Source organism: Nocardiopsis sp. iso_237, assembly GCF_056173345.1.
On the sequence record NZ_CM149669.1, the window covers coordinates 5,206,860 to 5,225,504 of the forward strand.

Annotated in this window: 15 protein-coding genes and 1 pseudogene; 6 read left to right on the forward strand and 10 right to left on the reverse strand. The window is 72.8% G+C overall.

Going from position 1 to position 18,645, the window contains the following annotated elements:
• Positions 1 to 42: 42 nt before the first annotated feature.
• From AC0VYM_RS23490 to AC0VYM_RS23500, 3 genes are all read right to left on the reverse strand, one after another.
• Positions 43 to 594: an ATP-binding protein gene (locus tag AC0VYM_RS23490; RefSeq protein WP_475455635.1), complete on the reverse strand. Its 552-nt coding sequence runs from the start codon at positions 592 to 594 to the stop codon at positions 43 to 45.
• 191 nt (positions 595 to 785) lie between these two features.
• The gene (locus tag AC0VYM_RS23495) at positions 786 to 2,318 is read right to left on the reverse strand and encodes a glycerol-3-phosphate dehydrogenase/oxidase (RefSeq protein ID WP_475455637.1); all 1,533 of its coding nucleotides are present in this window, start codon (positions 2,316 to 2,318) and stop codon (positions 786 to 788) included.
• 55 nt (positions 2,319 to 2,373) lie between these two features.
• Positions 2,374 to 2,952 carry a TetR/AcrR family transcriptional regulator gene (locus AC0VYM_RS23500; protein ID WP_475455639.1) on the reverse strand — a complete coding sequence of 193 codons (579 nt, stop codon included), beginning with the start codon at positions 2,950 to 2,952 and terminating at the stop codon, positions 2,374 to 2,376.
• 17 nt (positions 2,953 to 2,969) lie between these two features.
• Here AC0VYM_RS23500 and AC0VYM_RS23505 point away from each other — a divergent pair, with 17 nt between their 5' ends.
• On the forward strand, positions 2,970 to 4,610 hold the full coding sequence (locus AC0VYM_RS23505; RefSeq protein WP_475455641.1) for an FAD-binding oxidoreductase: 1,641 nt from the start codon (positions 2,970 to 2,972) through the stop codon (positions 4,608 to 4,610).
• Between the two features lie 49 nt (positions 4,611 to 4,659).
• On the opposite strand, the gene AC0VYM_RS23510 is transcribed toward AC0VYM_RS23505, so the two are convergent.
• On the reverse strand, positions 4,660 to 5,439 hold the full coding sequence (locus AC0VYM_RS23510) for a hypothetical protein (RefSeq protein WP_475455643.1): 780 nt from the start codon (positions 5,437 to 5,439) through the stop codon (positions 4,660 to 4,662).
• Positions 5,440 to 5,530: 91 nt separating this feature from the next.
• A complete protein-coding gene (locus AC0VYM_RS23515) occupies positions 5,531 to 6,253 on the reverse strand; it encodes a hypothetical protein (RefSeq protein WP_475455644.1) in 723 nt (240 codons plus the stop codon).
• A 391-nt stretch (positions 6,254 to 6,644) separates the two neighbouring features.
• Here AC0VYM_RS23515 and AC0VYM_RS23520 point away from each other — a divergent pair.
• Positions 6,645 to 9,177 (forward strand): annotated as a pseudogene (locus AC0VYM_RS23520) (ATP-binding protein); the annotation flags it as partial.
• Positions 9,161 to 9,838 (forward strand): response regulator, encoded by a 678-nt coding sequence (locus AC0VYM_RS23525; protein ID WP_475455646.1) that lies wholly within the window; start codon positions 9,161 to 9,163, stop codon positions 9,836 to 9,838. The pseudogene AC0VYM_RS23520 and the gene AC0VYM_RS23525, both read left to right, overlap by 17 nt.
• 76 nt (positions 9,839 to 9,914) lie before the next feature.
• On the opposite strand, the gene AC0VYM_RS23530 is transcribed toward AC0VYM_RS23525, so the two are convergent.
• Positions 9,915 to 10,838: an aminoglycoside phosphotransferase family protein gene (locus AC0VYM_RS23530; RefSeq protein WP_475455648.1), complete on the reverse strand. Its 924-nt coding sequence runs from the start codon at positions 10,836 to 10,838 to the stop codon at positions 9,915 to 9,917.
• Between the two features lie 221 nt (positions 10,839 to 11,059).
• Positions 11,060 to 11,737: a sirohydrochlorin chelatase gene (locus AC0VYM_RS23535; RefSeq protein ID WP_475455650.1), complete on the reverse strand. Its 678-nt coding sequence runs from the start codon at positions 11,735 to 11,737 to the stop codon at positions 11,060 to 11,062.
• Between the two features lie 751 nt (positions 11,738 to 12,488).
• On the opposite strand from AC0VYM_RS23535, the gene AC0VYM_RS23540 reads away from it, so the two are divergent.
• From AC0VYM_RS23540 to AC0VYM_RS23550, 3 genes are all read left to right on the forward strand, one after another.
• Positions 12,489 to 13,301 (forward strand): aminoglycoside adenylyltransferase domain-containing protein, encoded by an 813-nt coding sequence (locus AC0VYM_RS23540; RefSeq protein ID WP_475455652.1) that lies wholly within the window; start codon positions 12,489 to 12,491, stop codon positions 13,299 to 13,301.
• Between the two features lie 42 nt (positions 13,302 to 13,343).
• Complete coding sequence (gene def / locus AC0VYM_RS23545) at positions 13,344 to 13,901, forward strand: peptide deformylase (RefSeq protein ID WP_475455654.1); 558 nt, start codon at positions 13,344 to 13,346, stop codon at positions 13,899 to 13,901.
• A 196-nt stretch (positions 13,902 to 14,097) separates the two neighbouring features.
• Positions 14,098 to 15,069 (forward strand): coiled-coil domain-containing protein, encoded by a 972-nt coding sequence (locus tag AC0VYM_RS23550; protein WP_475455656.1) that lies wholly within the window; start codon positions 14,098 to 14,100, stop codon positions 15,067 to 15,069.
• Here AC0VYM_RS23550 and AC0VYM_RS23555 read toward each other — a convergent pair.
• The 3 genes from AC0VYM_RS23555 to AC0VYM_RS23565 are packed head-to-tail and all read right to left on the reverse strand — an operon-like array spanning position 15,056 to position 18,560.
• Complete coding sequence (locus AC0VYM_RS23555; RefSeq protein ID WP_475455658.1) at positions 15,056 to 16,342, reverse strand: MFS transporter; 1,287 nt, start codon at positions 16,340 to 16,342, stop codon at positions 15,056 to 15,058. The genes AC0VYM_RS23550 and AC0VYM_RS23555 overlap by 14 nt on opposite strands.
• Positions 16,343 to 16,392: 50 nt before the next feature.
• Positions 16,393 to 17,190 (reverse strand): alpha/beta hydrolase, encoded by a 798-nt coding sequence (locus AC0VYM_RS23560; RefSeq protein ID WP_475455660.1) that lies wholly within the window; start codon positions 17,188 to 17,190, stop codon positions 16,393 to 16,395.
• Positions 17,191 to 17,207: 17 nt separating this feature from the next.
• Positions 17,208 to 18,560 carry a CPBP family intramembrane glutamic endopeptidase gene (locus AC0VYM_RS23565; protein WP_475455662.1) on the reverse strand — a complete coding sequence of 451 codons (1,353 nt, stop codon included), beginning with the start codon at positions 18,558 to 18,560 and terminating at the stop codon, positions 17,208 to 17,210.
• Between the last annotated feature and the right edge of the window lie 85 nt (positions 18,561 to 18,645).

Consider the following 18,645-nt stretch of genomic DNA (forward strand, 5'->3'; position numbering starts at 1 on the left):
GGCACGCGTCACCCCGACTGGCAAGGGCCCCTCCGCACCAGGTCAGGCGGCGGGCCAGGAGCTCCCGGTCATGTCGTAGGCCAGGTGGAACCACACCTTGCGGATACTGGGGTGCCCGTTGTCCCCCCAGGTGGTGGCGAAGCTGTCGATCAGCGCCAGCCCCCGCCCGTCCTCGGCGGTGAGCCGGTCCTCGGGGGGCGACGCGAACAGCTGGCCCCCCTCGTCTCTCAGCGCGTTGAGGGGCGTCCCGTTGTCCCTACAGGTGACCGTCAGCCCGTTCGGCCCCCGGTCCACCCGGATCACGAAGCTCTGACCCGGCTCCCCCGACCTGCTGTGCCGGATCGCGTTGGTGGCGAGCTCGGCGCCGAGCAGGGTGAGGACGTACCGGTAGTCCGAGTCCCGTCCGGCCGCGCAGGTGTCCAGGAAGGCGCGGACCATCGGCACACTGACGGGCTCACCCGCGAACTCCCAGCGGCGCTTGGTGAACGGGACCGGGACACGGCCGTTGAAGTAGTGCCGGTACTCGTCCGGGACCCTCGCGAGAACACCGTCCTCGTTCCTGGTGAGGGTGGGCACGGCAACGAGCGTGGGCATGACTGACTCCTTCGGCGGGGCGGCTCAGTGGACGGGCGCGCCGGAACGGGGGCGGCTGCGGGAGTGTCCGAGGGGGGAGGGAGGGCTCGAACCGGTATGACCTTACGCGATCACATCGTCGCGGAACAGGGGAGCCCGGTGTGGTGAGTTCCCGAATTAGCCGTATCCGTCCCCCCTCCCGCCCCCTCCCGTCACTCAGCCAGGGCCAGGGCCTCCTTGGCCGCGTCCTCGGCGCGCTCCCGCTCGGCGTCGACCAGGGCCAGCCTGCTCCGGCGTTCCAGCAGGTCCGCCACGTCCAGAGCGCCCTCGTGCCGCACGCCGAAGCGGAGCTCGGCGGGGGTGATGCCCCGGACCACCGGTGTCAGCGCCGCCGGGTCTCCGCCAGCCTCGGCGACCACGTCGAGCGCCTCGGTTCCGTACCGGGCCACCAGGTGGCGCGGGGCGTCCAACCCGTCGAGCTCCTCGTGGGAGGCGGCGCCCACGAGCGGGATCGTGCGGGTGCGGCAGGGCCCCGCCGACAGGCGGTGCGCGGCCACGAGCGCGTCCACGGTCTCCTCCGCCATCGCGCGGTAGGTGGTGAGCTTGCCGCCGACCACGGTCACCGTGCCGTTGGGCGCGACCGAGACGGAGTGCTCGCGGGAGAGGTTGGCGCTGGAGCCGTCCCCCTGGAGCAGCGGGCGCAGCCCGGCGAAGGAGCCGATGACGTCCGCCCGGGTCAGGCGGGTCGCCAGTGCGCGGTTGAACTGGGTGAGCAGGAAGTCCACGTCCTCCTCGGGGACCTCGGGCACGCGGGCGGCGGGGCCGTCCACGGGTTCGTCGGTGAGCCCGGCGAAGACCCGGCCGTCGGGCTGGGGAAGCGCGAACACGAACCGGCTCACGCTGCCCTCCAGCGGGACGGTGAGCGCGGCCGTGGGGTTGCCGAGGCTGACCCCGTCCAGCACCAGGTGGGTGCCCCGGCTCGGACTCAGCAGGACGCTGGGGTCGAGCGCGTCGGCGTGCACGCCGGTCGCGTTGACCACCGCGCGCACCCGGACCGGGATGATCCGGCCGGTGGTCTCGTCGCGCAGGACCACCCCGTCCGCGCTGACGCTCTCGGCGGAGCAGCGGGTGATGATCCGGGCGCCCTCGCGTGCGGCGGTGCGGGCGATGCCCACCACCAGGCGGGCGTCGTCGACGAGCTGCCCGTCGAAGGAGAGGATGCCGCCGAGCAGCCCCTCGGTCCGCACCCCGGGCAACAGGCGCGTGGTCTGGCGGGCGTTGAGGAGGCGGGGGGCGCGCAGCACCGAGGAGGGGGTGCCGGACAGCACGCGCAGGAGGTCGCCCAGGCCCATACCGGTGCGGACGAAGAGGGAGCGGGCCAGACCGGACCCGCGGAAGACCGGGACCACCATCGGCATGGGCCGGACCAGGTGGGGGGCGGTGACGCGCATGAGGACGTCGCGCTCGCGGGCGCTCTCGTAGGCGATGCCGACCTGCCCCTTGGCGAGGTAGCGCAGCCCCCCGTGGACCAGTTTGGAGCTCCAGCGACTGGTGCCGAACGCCAGGTCCTCGCGTTCGACGAGCACCGTGGACAGACCGCGTGCGGCGGCGTCCAGGGCCACCCCGGTGCCGGTGACTCCCCCGCCGACCACCAGGACGTCCACCTCGGGACGTGCCTCCAGTTCAGCGAGGTCGGCGGCGCGCCGGGCGGCGTTCAGGGATGCGGACCGGTTCTGCTGACGCATCGTGGCGTCCTTTCCGAGAGAGGGTGGCCGGGGAGCAGGGGCCGGGAGCGGTGGATCAGGGCCGGAGGTAGCCGTCCAGCAGGGTGGACAGCTCGTCGACCAGGCCGTCGTGGTCGAGGACGTCGGTGAGGAGGCGGTGGGACGTGACGGTGTTCTGCACCGTGACCATGATCAGGTGCGCCAGGACGGCGGGGTCTCCCCCGCGCACCGATCCGTCGGCCTGGCCCTGCGCGACGGCCGGTTCGAGGAGTTCCAGCGCGGCCCGGTGGCTGCTGCCGAGCCGGTGGAAGGTGTAGGTGGCCAGGAGCTCGGGTTCGGTGTCCACGATGCGGGTGACCAGCGGGTGGGCGAGCATCGCCCGGGCGACCCTGGCGGCGTGCCGTACCAGCTGCGCGCGGATGCTCTCCGCGCCGCCGGGGCCCACCTCCTCCGCGACGAGGATCTGCCGGAGCTCGCGGGTGAGCAGGTCGGCGACGAGGGCGGTCACGTCGGGCCACCGCCGGTAGACGGTGGGGCGGCTGACCCCCGCGCGCCGTGCCACGTCGGTCAGGGTGGTGCGGCGGACGCCGAAGGCCTCGACGCATGCGCGCGCCGCGTCGAGGATGTCGTCCTCTACGTTACGTTTTGACGCCATGTGTAAAACTGTAGAGCATGACCCACGATGCTCGCACTGAATCCGGCGTTGTCAGCCTCACCGACACCGCCGCCACCGCTCCGGACATGAGCTGGTACGCCTGGGGCGACCCCGCGAAGGCGAAGGAGCTCGACCCCGGACTGCGTGAACTGGTCTCCCAGGTGCTGCGCACCAGGACCGCGGACATGCCCCCGGTGGCCGCGTCGGATGTGGAACTGTCCCCCTCGCGCCTGGACGGCCCGCTGTTGGCGGCCTTCACCGACGTCCTCGGCGCCGGGCACGTGCTCGCGGACGACGCCACCCGCCTGGTCCACGCCGGCGGCAAGAGCACCCCCGACCTCCTCGCCCGCCGGGCCGGTCGGGCCCCCGCCCCCGACGCCGTGCTGTACCCGGCCGACCACGACGAGGTGGAGCGGATCCTGGCCCTCTGCTCGGCGGAACGCGTGGCCGTGGTGCCCTTCGGCGGCGGCACCAGCGTGGTGGGCGGGGTCTCCCCCCTGGACGGCGGCTTCCGCGCGGTCGTCACCCTCGACCTGCGCCGCCTGAACCGGCTGGTCTCCCTGGACGCCACGTCCCTGACGGCCGTCCTCGGCGCGGGCGTGCGCACCCCGCACGCCGAGGCGATGCTGGCCGAGCACGGCCTCACCCTCGGGCACGTGCCGCAGAGCTACGAGTACGCGACCATCGGCGGGTACGCCGCCACCCGCTCCAGCGGCCAGGCCTCCGCCGGGTACGGGCGGTTCGAGGACATGGTGGTGGGCCTGCGGGTCGCCACACCGCGCGGCACCCTGGACGCGGGCGGCGCGCCGGCCTCCGCCGCCGGACCCGATCTGCGCCGTCTGTTCGTGGGTTCGGAGGGCACGCTGGGCGTCATCACCGAGGTGGCCGTCCGCGTCCGTCCGAGGCCGGAGCGGGTCCTGGACGAGGCCTGGTCCTTCCCCGACTACGCCACCGGGGTGGACGCGCTGCGCACCCTCGCGCAGTCGGACACCCGGCCCACCATGGCGCGGCTGTCCGACGAGACCGAGACCTTCGTGAACGCGGCCCTCGGCGGGCGCGAGGCCGTCCCCGGCTGCCAGGCCGTGCTGGGCTTCGAGGGCACCGACGCCGAGGTCGAGGCGCGCGCGGCCGTGGTCCGGGAGGTCATGGAGGCGGCGGGCGGCACCCCGCTCGGCCCGGACCCGGTGGCGCACTGGCGCGAGACCCGCTTCCACGCCCCGTACCTGCGCGACACCCTGCTGTCGGCGGGGATCCTGGCGGAGACCCTGGAGACCGCCGCGTCCTGGAGCGACCTGCTGCCCCTGTACACGGCCGTGGCGGGCGCCCTGACCGGTGCCCTGGACGACGACGAGAGCGGGGCCGTGGTGCAGTGCCACGTCTCGCACACCTACGCCACCGGTGCCTCGCTGTACTTCACCGTGGCCACGGGCGCGGGCGAGGACCCGGCCACGCGCTGGGACCGCGCCAAGCGGGCGGCCTCGGACGCGATCGTGGCCAACGGCGGCACCATCACGCACCACCACGCCGTGGGCACCGACCACCGCCCGTGGATGGCGGCCGAGCTGGGCCCGCTGGGCGCCGACGTGCTGCGCGCGGTGAAGTCGGCGCTGGACCCGGAGGGTGTGCTCAACCCGGGCAAGCTCATCCCGGAGGCCTGAGCGGTCGGGCGGGGCGCGGACTCCGAGGGGGTCCGCGCCCGGCCGTGCGTCAGACGGCCGGTTCCGCCTCCCGGGTGATCCGCCGGTGCAGCCGCTCGGAGAACCGCTCCATGCGGTCGAGGGTCTCCCCCGTTTCCGGGGTGCCCTCGGGGGTGTGGAGGGCCCGGACCCAGAGGTTGTCGGTGACGAACTCGAAGATCACCGCCTCCCGTGAGCGGGAGTTGTCGGAGGTCTCCATGAACGCGACGGTCCCTCCGTCCCCGACCCCGGTCTCGCGCCACTCACGCACGTCCCGGCCCAGGGCGGAGTCGAACGCGTCACCGTTCTCCCAGGGCTCGCGGCGCTCCCCCATCGCCTCGACGAGGTGTTCGTTGAGCCGCTGGGCGGCCTCCGGATCCGAGGGGCGGGGCTCGCTCAACGAGATGTCGACGACCATCAGGACCTCGCCACCGTCGGTCACTTCGCAGGGCAGGGCGCCGACGAAGGCGAAGTCGTCGTCCCTGAGGAGGGCGCCCGCCCCCGCCTCCCTGTAGTCCGTGTACTGACCGCTGGCCCTCGGGGCGCCGACACCGGGGATCTCCTGGAGGAGTTCGCGCGGCATCAGCGTGCCGCACCCGGGCAGGGAGGCGTAGGGGCCGTTGCCACCGGAGAGGGACGCCACCACGACCCCCGTGGAGACCAGGAGCAGGAGGACCGCTCCGGTCCCGCCGAGGATCGGGCCCCACCGTCGGCGGGGCGCCGAGCCCGGGGGTCGGCCGGGAGGGGGAGGCGGCCCGGGCACCCCCGGGAAGGGGTCGGGAGAGCCGTTCGGGGGCGGGGGATGTCCCATGGTGGTGCCTTGCGCTCCGATGTCCGTTGAGGGAGGTCGTCACGGCCCGCGCCGCCCCCGCACGTCACCGGTGCGGGGGCGGCGCGACCGCCTACTTCTCCGCCGAGCGCTTGAGCTGGCGGGAGACGTCACTGCTGACGGACTCCACGGTGTTGAACAGGTCCTGCACGTCACCATCGCTCCCGGCACCGCTCACAACGACGACGCCGACGATGTTGTCCGTGAGGAAGGTTCCCATGCCCCCGGAGGCCGAGGCGCTGACCATGTCGCCGCCGCCCTCGGCCATCGAGGCGAACACGAGGCTCTCGGTGCCGATGGAGGCGAAGTCCCACAGGACCTGGGACGTCACGCCGTACCCGTGCTCCGTGTCCGTGATCTCGCCGGCGGGCGGGAGCGAGTCAGGCAGCTCGTCGCGGATCGTTTCCCCGCTGAACAGCTCGTCCAGGTCCCGCTGGGTCTCCGGGTCGTCGGGATCGATGAGTTCCGCGGTGACCTCGATGTAGGCGTCGTCGGACTCGATCGAGCACGAGAGGGTGCCGAACGACTCTCCGATGGACCGGTCCTCCGGATCGAAGCCGCCGGACGCCGAGGGGACGTCCCCCTCGAAGAAGGGGCTCATCACGCGGTTGTCGAAGGCGTCGGCGCAGTTGTTAGGCATGGCCGTGTACACCGAGCTGGAGTTGAGCGCGATCACCACGCCGCCGATGGCCGCGACCAGCACCACGGCGCCGATGGCGGCGCCCACGATCAGACCGGTCTTCTTCTTGGGGGCGCCCTGCGGTCCGTAGCCGGGCGGCGGACCCTGGGGAGGCATCCCCTGCGGGGGGAACTGGCCAGGAGGTCCCTGCGGAGGTTGCTGACCGAAACCCGGGGGCGGGCCCTGGGGCGGCTGGTGGCCGTACCCGGGCGGCGGACCCTGGGGAGGCATCCCCTGCGGGGGGAACTGGCCGGGAGGACCCTGGGGCGGCTGCTGCCCGTACCCGGGCGGCGGGCCCTGGGGCGGCTGGCCGGGGTAGGGGCCCTGCGGGCCGTTCGGGGGCGGGGGCTGTCCCATGGGGGTACCTCGTGGTCTGATCTGTCGAAATCGGGCCCTTCAAGTTCTACCGGACACAGGACGTGAAGAATCTGCGCGCGTCCTCTTTCGGTCACCTACCGTCGCCATGATCACACCCGGACGAAGGCGTTCGCGGCTCCGCGCACCCACAATGGGACACGTGAAAGGAACACTCCGTATCCACCTGGGCTCGGCCCCCGGTGTCGGGAGCACGCACCACGCGCTGGCCGAGGCGCGACGCCGTGCCGAACGCGGGACCGACGTGGTGGTCGGCGCGGTCCACACCCACCGCCGCGCCCAGACCTCCGCGCTGCTGGAGGGCCTGGAGACCGTCCCGCCCCTGCCCACGGGGGCGGTGGACACCGCCGCCGTGATCACCCGCGCGCCCCGACTGGTCCTGGTGGACGACCTCGCCCGGCCCAACGACCCCGGCTCCCCCAACCCCACCCGCTGGCAGGACGTGGAGGAGCTCCTGTCGGCGGGGATCGACGTCCTGGCCACCGTGGGCATCCACCACCTGGACTCCCTGTACGACGTCGTCCACCAGATCACCGGCGTCCGGCCCGAGTACACCGTCCCGGACCGGGTGGTGCGCGCCGCCGCCGAGATCGAGCTGGTCGACGCCACCCCCCAGGAGCTGCGCCGCCGGATGGCCCACGGCGACCTGCACCCCGCCGAGCGGGTGGACGCCGCGCTGGCCGACTACTACCGCGAGGGGAACCTGGCGGCCCTGCGTGAACTCGCCCTGCTCTGGACCGCCGACCGGGTCGAGGAGGGGCTCAGCCACTACCTGGGCGAGCACGAGATCCGCGACACCTGGGAAGCCCGGGAACGGGTCGTGGTGGCGCTCACCGGGGGCCCGGAGGGCGAGACCCTGATCCGCCGCGCCGCCCGGGTCGCGGCCCGCTCACGAGGCGGGCGCCCCCAACCGAGCCACCTGCTGGCGGTGCACGTGGTGCCGCCGAGCGGGATCGGTGAACGCCCCACCGGGGAGCTGCTGCGGCAGCGGCACCTGCTCGCGGAGCTGGGCGGCACCTACCACCAGGTGGTCGGGGGCGACGTGCCCTCGGCGCTGCTGGAGTTCGCGCGCGGCGCCCACGCCACCCAGATCGTCCTCGGCTCCTCCCGCAGGAGGCCCTGGCAGTACGTGTTCGGCCCCGGAGTGGGCACGATCGTGGCCCGGGAGTCCGGCGACATCGACGTGCACATCGTCACGCACGAGGAGGTGGGTCGGGGGAGCTGGCCGCTGCCCGCGCCGGGCCGGGGCCTGAACGAGCACCGGCGGCTGTGGGGGTGGTCGCTGTCCCTGATGGCCCCTCCCCTGGTCACCCTGGTGCTGGCGCTGCCGGTCTTCTCCGAGGTGGGACCGGCGGCGGACCCGTTGTTCCTGTTGCTGATCACCGTGGCCACGGCGGCCGTCGGGGGTCTGCGACCGGCGCTGGCCTCGGCCCTGTGGAGCGCGGTCCTGCTCACGGTGCTGCTGTCACCGCTACACGGACGGCCCTCGGTGTCGCTGGACAACTTCCTGTCGATGACGGCGTTCATCCTCGTGGGCGGGTTGGTGGCGACCATGGTCGAAATGGCCGCGCGGCGGTCGTCACAGGCCCTGCGCGCGCGGGCGGAGGCGGACGCCGTCGCCCTCCTGGCCGCGAGCGTGCTGTCCGGGAACGAACCGCTCCAGGCGCTGTTGCGGCGGATCAGGGAGACCTTCGGGCAGCGCTCGGCGACGCTGTTGGAGCGCCTGGACGACGGCCGCTGGTACCCGGTGCACAGTGTGGGGGCACCGGCCTGTGAGGCCCCCGAGGAGGCGGACGCCCTGGTGGCGGTCTCCGACACCGTGGCCCTCGCGCTGCGCGGCCGGGTGCTGCCCGCCGCCGACCGGGGCGTGATGGAGGCCTTCGCCACGCACGTGGGGATCGCGCTGGAACACCAGCGGCTGGCCTGGGACGCGGCCGAGGCGCGCGGCCAGGTGGCGGGCAACCGCATACGCACCGCGCTGCTGGCGGCGGTCTCGCACGACCTGCGCACACCCCTCACGTCCATCAAGGCGAGCGTGTCCAGTCTGCGGGCCACGGACATCCAGCTCTCCGAGGAGGACCGCGCGGAGCTGCTGGAGACCGTCGAGGAGTCGGCGGACCGGCTGAACCGGCTCATCGGGAACCTGCTGGACATGAGCCGGGTGCAGACCGACAGCGTGCGACCGCAACTGCGGCCGGTGGCGCTGGAGGAGGTGATCCCGGCGACGCTGCTGGGCGTTCCCGGCGACGCGGTCGTGGTGGACGTCCCGGACGGCCTGCCCCGGGTACGCGTGGACGCGGGCCTGCTGGACCGGGCGGTGGCCAACGTGGTCACCAACGCGGTGCGGTACAACCCCGATCCCCGCTTCCCGGTGCTGGTGGCCGCCAGCGCGCACGGCGACAGCGTGCAGCTGCGGGTGGTGGACCGGGGGCCGGGCGTCTCGGACGAGGCCAAACAGCGGATGTTCGAGGCCTTCCAACGCCTGGGGGACGCCCCCCAGGGCACCGGGGTGGGGCTCGGACTGGCGGTGGCGCGTGGTTTCGTTGAGGCGATGCACGGGACCCTGGCCCCCGAGGACACCCCGGGCGGCGGACTGACCATGGTGTTCACCCTGCGTGCGGTGGACGAGGCGGACGAGTGAGGAGCGGCATGCGGGTCCTGGTCGTCGACGACGACGTGCAGATCATCCGGGCGATGCGGATCAACCTGAGGGCGCGCGGTTACGACGTGGACACCGCCCCGGACGGTGAGAGCGCGCTGCGCCTGGCCTCGGAGCGCCACCCCCACGTGGTGCTGCTGGACCTCGGACTTCCGGACATGGAGGGCGTCGAGGTCATCCAACGGCTGCGCGGCTGGTCGCAGGTGCCGATCATCGTGCTCTCGGCCCGGCACTCCGCCGGGGAGAAGGTGCGCTGCCTGGACCTGGGGGCGGACGACTACGTCACCAAACCGTTCGGGATGGACGAGCTGTTGGCCCGGATGCGGGCCGCCGAGCGCCGCGCGGTCCAGACCGAGGAGGCCCCGGTGGTGCACACCGACTCCTTCGACGTGGACCTGGGCGCCAAGCGCGTGACCAGGGACGGCGAGGAGGTGCGGCTCACCCCCACGGAGTGGCACATCCTGGAGCTGCTGGCCCGCAACGCCGGGCAGCTGGTGAGCCAGCGCCAGCTCCTGCACGACGTGTGGGGGCCCAACTACCAGAACGAGACCAACTACCTGCGGGTCTACCTGGCCCAGCTGCGCCGCAAGCTCGAACCCGACCCCTCCCACCCGCGCCACCTCATCACCGAGGCCGGTCGCGGCTACCGCTTCGAGCGGGAGGGCTGACCCCCTGCCCGAGGACGGTGCGGGCGCCCTTCCCGGGGGCGCGGGGTCCGGGGTGCACCCGTGCGGGGCGTCCCCCTCAGGGGGCGGCGGCCCCGCACAGGTCCATCATCAGGTCGAACTCCACGGAGTCGGTCTGTCCCCGGTTGGCCTTGGCCACCGCGAAGCAGGGGGCGAAGGCGCGCACCCACTCCATCAGCCGGTTCGCGTCCACGGACATCGCCCGGGCGAGCGCGTCCACGCGCCGTTCCACCTCGGTGACGTCGGCGGCCTTCCACACGGCCCAGTCGACGGCGTCCGCCGCGCCGTCACCCAGGCAGGCGCGCGGGTCGAGGACCACCAGTCCGCGCTCCCCGCCGTCGATGACGTTGCCGGGGTGCAGGTCGCCGTGGAGCGGGACCACGTCGACGTCTCCGTGGGCCAGGTCGCGGGCGTTGGCCGCGCCCCGGTGCATCACGGCGGCCGGGACGATGTCCGCGGCGGCGCCCTCCTCACGTTCACGGCCCCACATCTCGAACACGAACTGCACCCTGGCACTGAGCGGGCGCAGTTCCATGCGTTCGGCCGGGCTGACCTCCACGGCGTGGAGTTCCGCGACGAGGCCGCCGATGGTCTCCATGGCGGGGACCACGCCGGTGGCCGCCACCGTGTCCCCCTCGACCCGTTCCATCAGGAAGGCGCCCCGGTCGGCGTCCACCCCCCACACGTCGGGCACCCGCCGCGAGGGCGCCCACATGCGCAGGAGGTCGGCCTCGGAGACGGAGAGGCCGCTGTCCGGGGAGATCTTGAGGACCCCCTCGACGCCGTCGGAGCGGCGCACGTAGAGGACGACGGAGGTGCGCCCGTGCGGGGCGGGGCCCTCGACGGTCAGCCCCCACTCGGAGGCCAGCTTCTCGACGATCGCGGGCAGCTCGGCGAGCCACTCGGTGACGTGGCCCCCGAAGCGCCGTTCCAGGCGGCGGCGCTGCCGGTCGTCGACGAACTGCGCTGTTCCGTCGTTCATACATCCACCTTCGGTTCGCTCACGCCGGTGCCCGCCGTGGAGGGGGTCGCGCACCGGGTTGACGTTCGGGTACCTCGCGTAGGGGCCGTGGCCGCACCGTCGCCGCGTCGCGGGTGCGGGGAGTTCCCGCCCGTGGGGCACATACCCATCCTCGCGGCGACGGTAACGGCATCGTGGCTGTTCGCGGCGGCGCCACCACGGAGGGGGACCGCCCGGGCACGTCAGGTGAGGCGCCCCTTGGCCGCCCGGTGCTGGGCGAGGAGCGTGTCCACGACCAGTTCGGAGGGCCAGAGCGGAGCGGTGATCGCGGTGGCGTCGAGGCGCCGGAGCAGGTCGAAGTCGGGTCCGTCGACCAGCCTCCAGGCGGCCACGGCGACCTGGTCCTGGCCGTCACGGCGCAGCCGCGCGACGGCGTCGAGGACGGAGGGCGCCCAGGTGCGCAGGTAGCCGACCTGAACCGGGGAGGAGAGGCGTCGGCTCAGCATCCGGGCCACGTCCATGACCACCTGGCGCTCCTCGGTACCGGTGGTGCCGTCGGCGGCCAGGACCACGCCGTCGTCCGGTCTGCGGCCGGAGTCCGCGAGCCGACCGGCGAGGTCCGCGACGATCGACGGGACCGCTCCCAGGGGAGAGGTCTGGCAGGAGTCCCCCATGCGGCCGAGGTCCAGTTGGGTGAGCAGGTGGGCGCTGGCGACGTCGCCCCCCGCGACGAAGGCCGGAACCACCACCTTGGGGCCGCGGACGGCGCGGATCGCCGCCCTGACCTCGTCCGGGCTGCCGAAGGCCGCCGAGACGGGCGCCTCTCCGCGGTCGGCCACCGCTTCGGCCAGCCCGCACAGGGCCTCGCGTCGGTGGGCGTCTCGCGAGTCGTCGGCAACGAGAACCATCGTGGGGACCATGATCGGCTCCTTGGGATCGCTGAGGCGTCAGCCATGGTCCACCGAGCGTAGGGAGGCGGGGTTTCGTGAATGCGCCCCGGTGTTACGCGGAGGAAAACAGTGGACAATGGCTGTGATGGTTATCACCAGGGGAAGTCTTGGTGAATCATAACAATCCACCACCGGAGGACGCGTGTCCACTTCCCCGGAGAGTGGCGTGCGTCTCCAGAACGCGGACTCGGAACTCGCAGCCTTTCCCTTTCTCCCCACTGACCTCGTGGGACACGCGAATAGGCCGACGAGGAACGCCCAAAGGGAACCGGGTCCCGATTTCTCGACCAACTCCCGGACGCCACTCACAACCTTTCCCGGACCTCTCCAGAGAAATCCGCCGTAAATGGATGACCGAGGCGAATGCACGGGCCGGATGCACGTGCCACGGAATGCGCGGGTTCACCCCGCACACCGGAAATGGAGCTCCCACCCCTTGCCACATGGCAGCCCCGTTGTCAAGGGTGCACACTCCCCCTCCCCAGCAGAACCGCACACCACTTGACGTGGGGAGACAGGGTGCGAGTCCGGCGTGATCACTTGCGATACCCCCGCACCCGCAGCACACTGGGAACCAAATGGGCAGGGACCTCCGGTCCCACCAGCGTCCCGCTGTCCCCCCGGCACACCGGAGGACCTCCCCACAGCGCGACGGGGCCGCCCGCCCCACCGTACGGACCACCACCGAAGACCACCGAGCCGTCCCAGACTGGAGTTGAGCATGGCCGTCCACCCTCGGGTGCAGACGCTGACCCAGGCTTTCCTCGCCAACGCCGACCAGGAGTCTCCCGGCCTGGTCCAGGGCCTCTACCTGACCGGTTCGGTCGCCCTCGGCGACTTCCGCCCGCACACCAGCGACGTCGACTTCGTCATCGTGACCAACCGCCGCGCCGAGCGGGAGGACCTGGACGCCCTGCGCCGCGTGCACGCGCGCACCCGGAGCGAGGTCCCGCGCCCCCAGTTCAACGGCGTCCACGTCACCTGGGACGAGCTCAACCGCGACCCCTCGGCCTGCGGCCCCGTCCCCTCCGTCATCAACGGCCGGTTCCGCGACCGCGCCTCCGTCGACGTCAACCCGGTCACCTGGCACGTCCTGGCCGACCGGGGCGTCACCGTGCGCGGCCCGCACCCCTCCGAGCTGGACGTGTGGGACGAGCCGGAGAGCCTGCGCACCTGGTCCCTCGGTTCCCTCGACGAGCACTGGCGCCGCTGGCGGGAGAAGGCCGGACGCCTGGTCACCCCGCGCGGCCTGGCCGTCCTCGGCTCGCTGGCCCCGTCCTGGAGCGTGCTCAGCGTCAGCCGCCTGCACTTCACCCTGAAGACCGGGGAGATCACCTCCAAGTCCGGGGCCGGCCTGTACGCCCTGCACGCCTTCCCCGACCGCTGGCAGCGCATCGTCAACGAGTGCCTGCGTGTCCGGCGCGGCGTCCAGGCCCCCTCCCTGTACGAGAGCGCCCTGGCCCGCCGCCGCGCCGCCCTCGACTACATCGAGATGGTCCTGGACGAGTCCCTGCGGCCGGGGCTGGCCACCTGAGCCACCGGTCCGCCCACCGGGCCGGGCAACTAATCTGGGGACATGACCATGCGCCCCATCGTCCGCTTCGGCGACCCCGTCCTCGTGACCCGGACCGCACCCGTGACCACCTTCGACCAGCGCACGGAGAAGCTGGTCCGCGACCTCCTCGACACCGTGGACGCCCCCGGGCGCGCCGGGGTGGCCGCCACCCAGATCGGGGTCGGCTCGCGCGTGTTCAGCTACGACGTCGAGGGCCGTACCGGTTATGTGATCAACCCCGAGATCGTCGAGCTCTCCGAGGAGCTCCAGGACTGCGACGAGGGCTGCCTGTCCATCCCGCGCCTCTGGTACAGGAGCCGCCGCGCCCTGCGGGCCGTGGTCCGGGGCGTGGACCTGCGCAATGAGCCGGTCACCGTCGAGGGCACCGGCCTGATGGCGCAGTGCCTCCAGCACGAGACCGACCACCTGGACGGCATGCTCTACATCGACCGCCTGGACGCCGGGACCCGCAAGCAGGCCCTGCGTGACATCCGCCGCTCGGACTGGTTCCTGCCCTCGGAGACGCCCGCCCCCTCGACCTCCGTCAGCCTGCCCAGCGCGTTCGGCGGCAGAGCCTGACCCGGACGTTCGGTGCGGTCACCCGGTCCGGGTATCTTCTGGACAGACCCCCGCTCAACCCCCACAGCAACGCGAGTCAACTCACTGTGCACGTATCACCGAGACCTCGTATGGTCCGCTGAGCACCTCCCCTCCCGTGACGGCCCAACCGTCCCCTCGGCGCAGCGGATGCTCTCGGATCATCCACGGAGCAGAAATGACATCCACTCCTCGTAACGCCACTCGTCGCGGCCGGTTCACGGCGTCCGTCGCCGCCGTGACCGCACTCGTCCTCGTCGGCCTGCCCGGTGCGGCCCACGCCGACCCCGACGACGACGTCGACATCGACGAGCTGAACCAGCGGGCCGAGGAGCTGGAGGAGACCTACGACGGCGAGCTGCTCCAGTACACCGAGATCAAGGACCGGGTGGAGACCGCCGAGGCCGAGCTCGAGGAGCTCGACGAGCGCCTGGAGCAGTCCCGCGGCGGGGTGTCGGCCATCGCCGCCGCCCAGTACAAGGGCGACGGCTTCGACCCGACCCTCCAGATCGTGTTCTCCAGCCAGCCCGAGGACATGTTCGCGGACGCCGCGACCGTCGACTACCTGGGACAGAGCCAGGCCGAGCAGATCGCCGAGCTCATCACGCTCCGCGACGAGCAGGCCGTGCTCACCAGCGAGCTCCAGGACGAGATGTCCGAGGCCTCGGAGCTGATCGACGACCTGGAGGAGCAGCGCGAGGAGGTCACCAAGCGCATCGAGGAGTACGAGGAGGAGCAGGTCCCGGAGGCTCCGGAGAACCCCGGCAACGGCTCGATCCCCGACAGCGCGCGCGGCGGCGGCTGGGAGCAGACCACGCCCCGGATGGCGGCCATCCGCGACGAGATCATCATGCAGTTCGGCGCGCCCTACCCGGTGGGCTGCTGGCGTCCCAGCAGTGACGACCACGGCACCGGTACCGCCTGCGACTTCATGATGAGCGCCAACGGCGCCGCTCCCTCAGCCGCGAACAAGGCCCTCGGCCAGCAGATCTCCGACTACGGCATCGCCAACGCCGACCGCCTGGGCATCAAGTACATCATCTGGGAGCAGCAGATCTGGCAGTCGACGTCGCGCCAGTGGACCTGGATGAACGACCGCGGCGACCTGACCCAGAACCACTACGACCACGTGCACATCAGCTCGTACTGATCCGTGGCCGCGGCGCCCGGGCCCGCGCGAGCGGCAGGACCGCGACCAGGGCCACGGCGACCACCGCGAAGGCGGGGCCGTATCCGGTGAGCTGGATGAGCAGGCCGAGGCCGACCGCCCCGACCCCCGTGCCCGCGTCGAAGCCGATGTTCCAGGCCGCGCTGGCCCTGCCGTACCCGGCCGGTCCCGCGCGGCCCAGCATCACCGTGACGGTCTCGTTCTGCACCGCGCCGAACCCCAGGCCGAACAGCGCCGACCCGCCGAGGACCAGCAGGGCCACGCCCGCGCCGGGCGTCGCGTCGCCGTTGGCCCACAGTCCGGCGGTGATCAGTCCCGCCCCGGCGGCCGCCGCGAGGGTTCCCGGCATCAGCAGGAGGGTGCGCCGGTGCCGGTCGTACAGGATCCCGGCGGTCCACCTCCCGGCGACGACGCCGAGGGCGTAGGCGGCCAGCAGCGTACCGACCAGCCAGGCGGCCCGTTCGAGCGGGATCGCCAGGAAGGTCACGACCCCGCTGGCACCCGAGGCCACCACCAGCATGATCACCAGCGGCGCGGCGAGGGCGACCATCAGCGGAAGTCCGCGCGAGGAGCCCGAGGGGGCCGCCGTGTCACCCTCGTCGTGTCCGGCTCCGCGCAGCGCCGCCCGGTTGCGGCCGCCGTCCGCGAACCAGATGCCGGAGGCGAGCACCGCCGCCACCACGCCGCAGATCCCGGTGAGCCAGAAGGCGGTGTCGAACCCGAGGCTGAGCGCCAGCGCCACCCCGCCGGGCAGGATCACGACCTGCGGCAGGCCGATCGCCAGTCCGTAGTAGCCGGTGGCCCGGCCGACCTGGTGCGCGGCCACCAGCCGGGCGGCGAGCGCGGTCCCGGCCACGGTCACCATCCCGAAACCGATCCCGCGCACCGCCGAGATGGCCACCAGGGGGCCGAGGTCGGTGGTGAGGGCGAACAGCGGCATGGGCAGGCCCATGATGAGGGAGCCCACGGGGAAGGTCCACCGGTAGCCGCCCGCGTGGTCCAGGAGCCAGGGCATGGCCAGCTGGGTGAGGACCGTGGTGAGCATGAAGACGGCGGTGGTGCCGCCCGCGCCGAACTCGCCCGCGCCGCCCCGACTGGCCCACAGGGGGACGAGGGGCAGGACGGCGGCGAACCCGCAGAGGCCGACGGCGGTGGCCATGATCAGGAGGGCGAAGCCCCGCCCCCGGAGTCCGGGAAGGTCGTCGTCGGGCACGGGGGCACCGCTACCTGCGGCCGGGGAGCCAGATGGGATCATCCGTCCTTTCTAACCGAGCCGTGGCGGGCTGTCGACACGGCCCGGCTCCCCTATCCCGGCTGCTCCGGCTGGGGCAGCCGCTCCCCCAGCCAGTCCCGCAGGCGGACCACGAGCTCGGGGCGGACCGCCCGCTCGGCGTGCCCCATCTCCCGGACGATCCACAGGTCCTTCGGCTGGCGCGCCGCGTCGTGGATGGCGGTGGCGTGTGAGACGGGGAAGTAGCTGTCGGAGTCGCCGTGCACGACGAGCAGCGGCGCCGGGGCGACCTCTCCGGCGACCTCCCGGGGTTCGGCCGGAGTGGGGTTCCAGCGCTGGTCGGTGACGCGGACCTTGCGGAAGCGCCGTAGGAAGGCGCGTCCGAAGCTGCGGCCCACGCCGAAGGTGAGCAGGCGCATGGAGCGGGTGCCCCGGTAGTACCAGCGGCTGGGGCCGCTCACGGACACCACGGCGCAGACCCCGCCGAAGATGGCGGCGTGCCGGATGGCGACCGCGGCGCCCATGGAGAAGCCCAGGGTGGCGATGTGGGTGTACCCGAGTTCGCGCAGGCGGCCGACGACCGCTTCGAGGTCGTGGATCTCGGCGTTGCCCACGGTGCTGCGCCCGCCGGACCCGTGGTGGCCCCGGAAGTCGAAGGTCATCACGTCGCCGACGGACAGCAGTCCCTGGGCGATGGCACGCGTGTGCGGGCTCCGGTAGGTGCCGGTGAAGCCGTTGGCGAGGACCACCACGGTGGTGCGGGGGACGGAGCCGCGCAGCAGCACGGCGTCGATCCCCACACCGTCCGTGGTGGTCAGCCAGAAACGGTTCTCCCGGGGCTGGGCGATGGAGTGGTCAATGGCGTCGGACACCACTCCATCGTGCACGATCAGTCCCTGTACGGGGAGTGCGGCCCCGGTGTGTCGCCCCCGGGCCGGTGGCCGGGGTGGGGACCCGGGTACGGGCCGTCAGGGAGGCCCTGGGGCGGGGCGGGCCGCTGCGGGTTCGGCGCGGGATACCCCGGCTGTGGGTCCTGCTGGTACTGGCCTGGCGGCGGACCCGGCGCGTACTGACCGGGGGGCGGACCCTGCTGGTACCGGCCGGGCGGCGGACCCTGCCGGAACTGGTCGGGCGGTGGTCCCGGTGCGTACTGACCGGGGAGCGGTCCCGGCTGGTACTGGTCCGGCGATGGGCCCTGCTGGTACTGGCCGGGGGGCCGACCCTGCTGGAACTGACCCTGCGGCGGCCCTTGGGGGGCCTGCGGGTGGGGGTCGACCGGCGCGGAACCGTGGGGAGGCGTGTCCTGGACGTGCGCCCGGCCCGCGGGCGTCTCCTCCCCGACCGCCTCGAACTCACCCGTGCGACCGTACTCGTCGTCCGGGTACCCGTCGTCCGCGTACTCGTCCTCCGGGTACTCGTCGTCGTAGTAGTCCTCGTCCGGGCGCAGGGCCTCCTCCGCCGCCTCCCGCTCCGAGGCCGGGGGGAAGACGACCGAACGCAGGTTCAGCGCGACGTGCACCAGCACCGGCACGACCAGGCTGCCCGTTCCCAGGTACAGCACGGTGAACAGGGTGCCCGAGAAGCCCGCGCTGAGCAGACCCCACCAGCCCTGGTAGGCGTGGGCCAGCGAGAAGAGCAGGACGGACAGCACAGCGGCGATCCACAGCGGGACACCCATGCTGGCGACGAGCGTGATGAACAGACCCCGGTAGAGGAGCTCCCCGAACACACCTCCGGTGACGGCCATCCCGGCCGCCAGCGCCCGCTCACGGCCGGTGCGCGGCAGCAGCAGGTACTGCCGACGGCCGGGTTCGGGCAGGGTCATGGGCTTGGCCGCGCCCCGGCGTCCCCGGTGGCCCTTGCGGCCCTTACCGCCCTTGGCGCCCCGGGTGGGAAGACCGTTGACCAGCACCCAGAAGGCGGCCAGCGCGACGGTGCCGCCGATCGCGGCGCCCACGATCGGGCCGAAGGCGTCCGGGACGCGCAGCCCCAGGTCGACCAGGTTCAGCTCGGGCGACAGCAGGAGCACGGCGAGGACCAGCAGGCCCCACAGCACGTGGATCGCCATCGTGACGGCGTACAGCAGCCCGAGGGCGCGCTCGTCGCCGTTCTCACGGCGTGACAGCCACGCGAACGCGCGCCGTCCGAGCAGGGGTTCGCCGAACGCCGCGAAGAACAGCAGCAGGACCGTCAGCAGGGTCCCGGCGAGACTGAATTGAGGAAGACTCTCCGACCATGGCACGGGCACAGCCTAGAAGAACGACCCGGGTCATAGGGACACGGAAGCGCCCATCCCGGATACGGACCGGCGTACCCCTTGTGGTCGG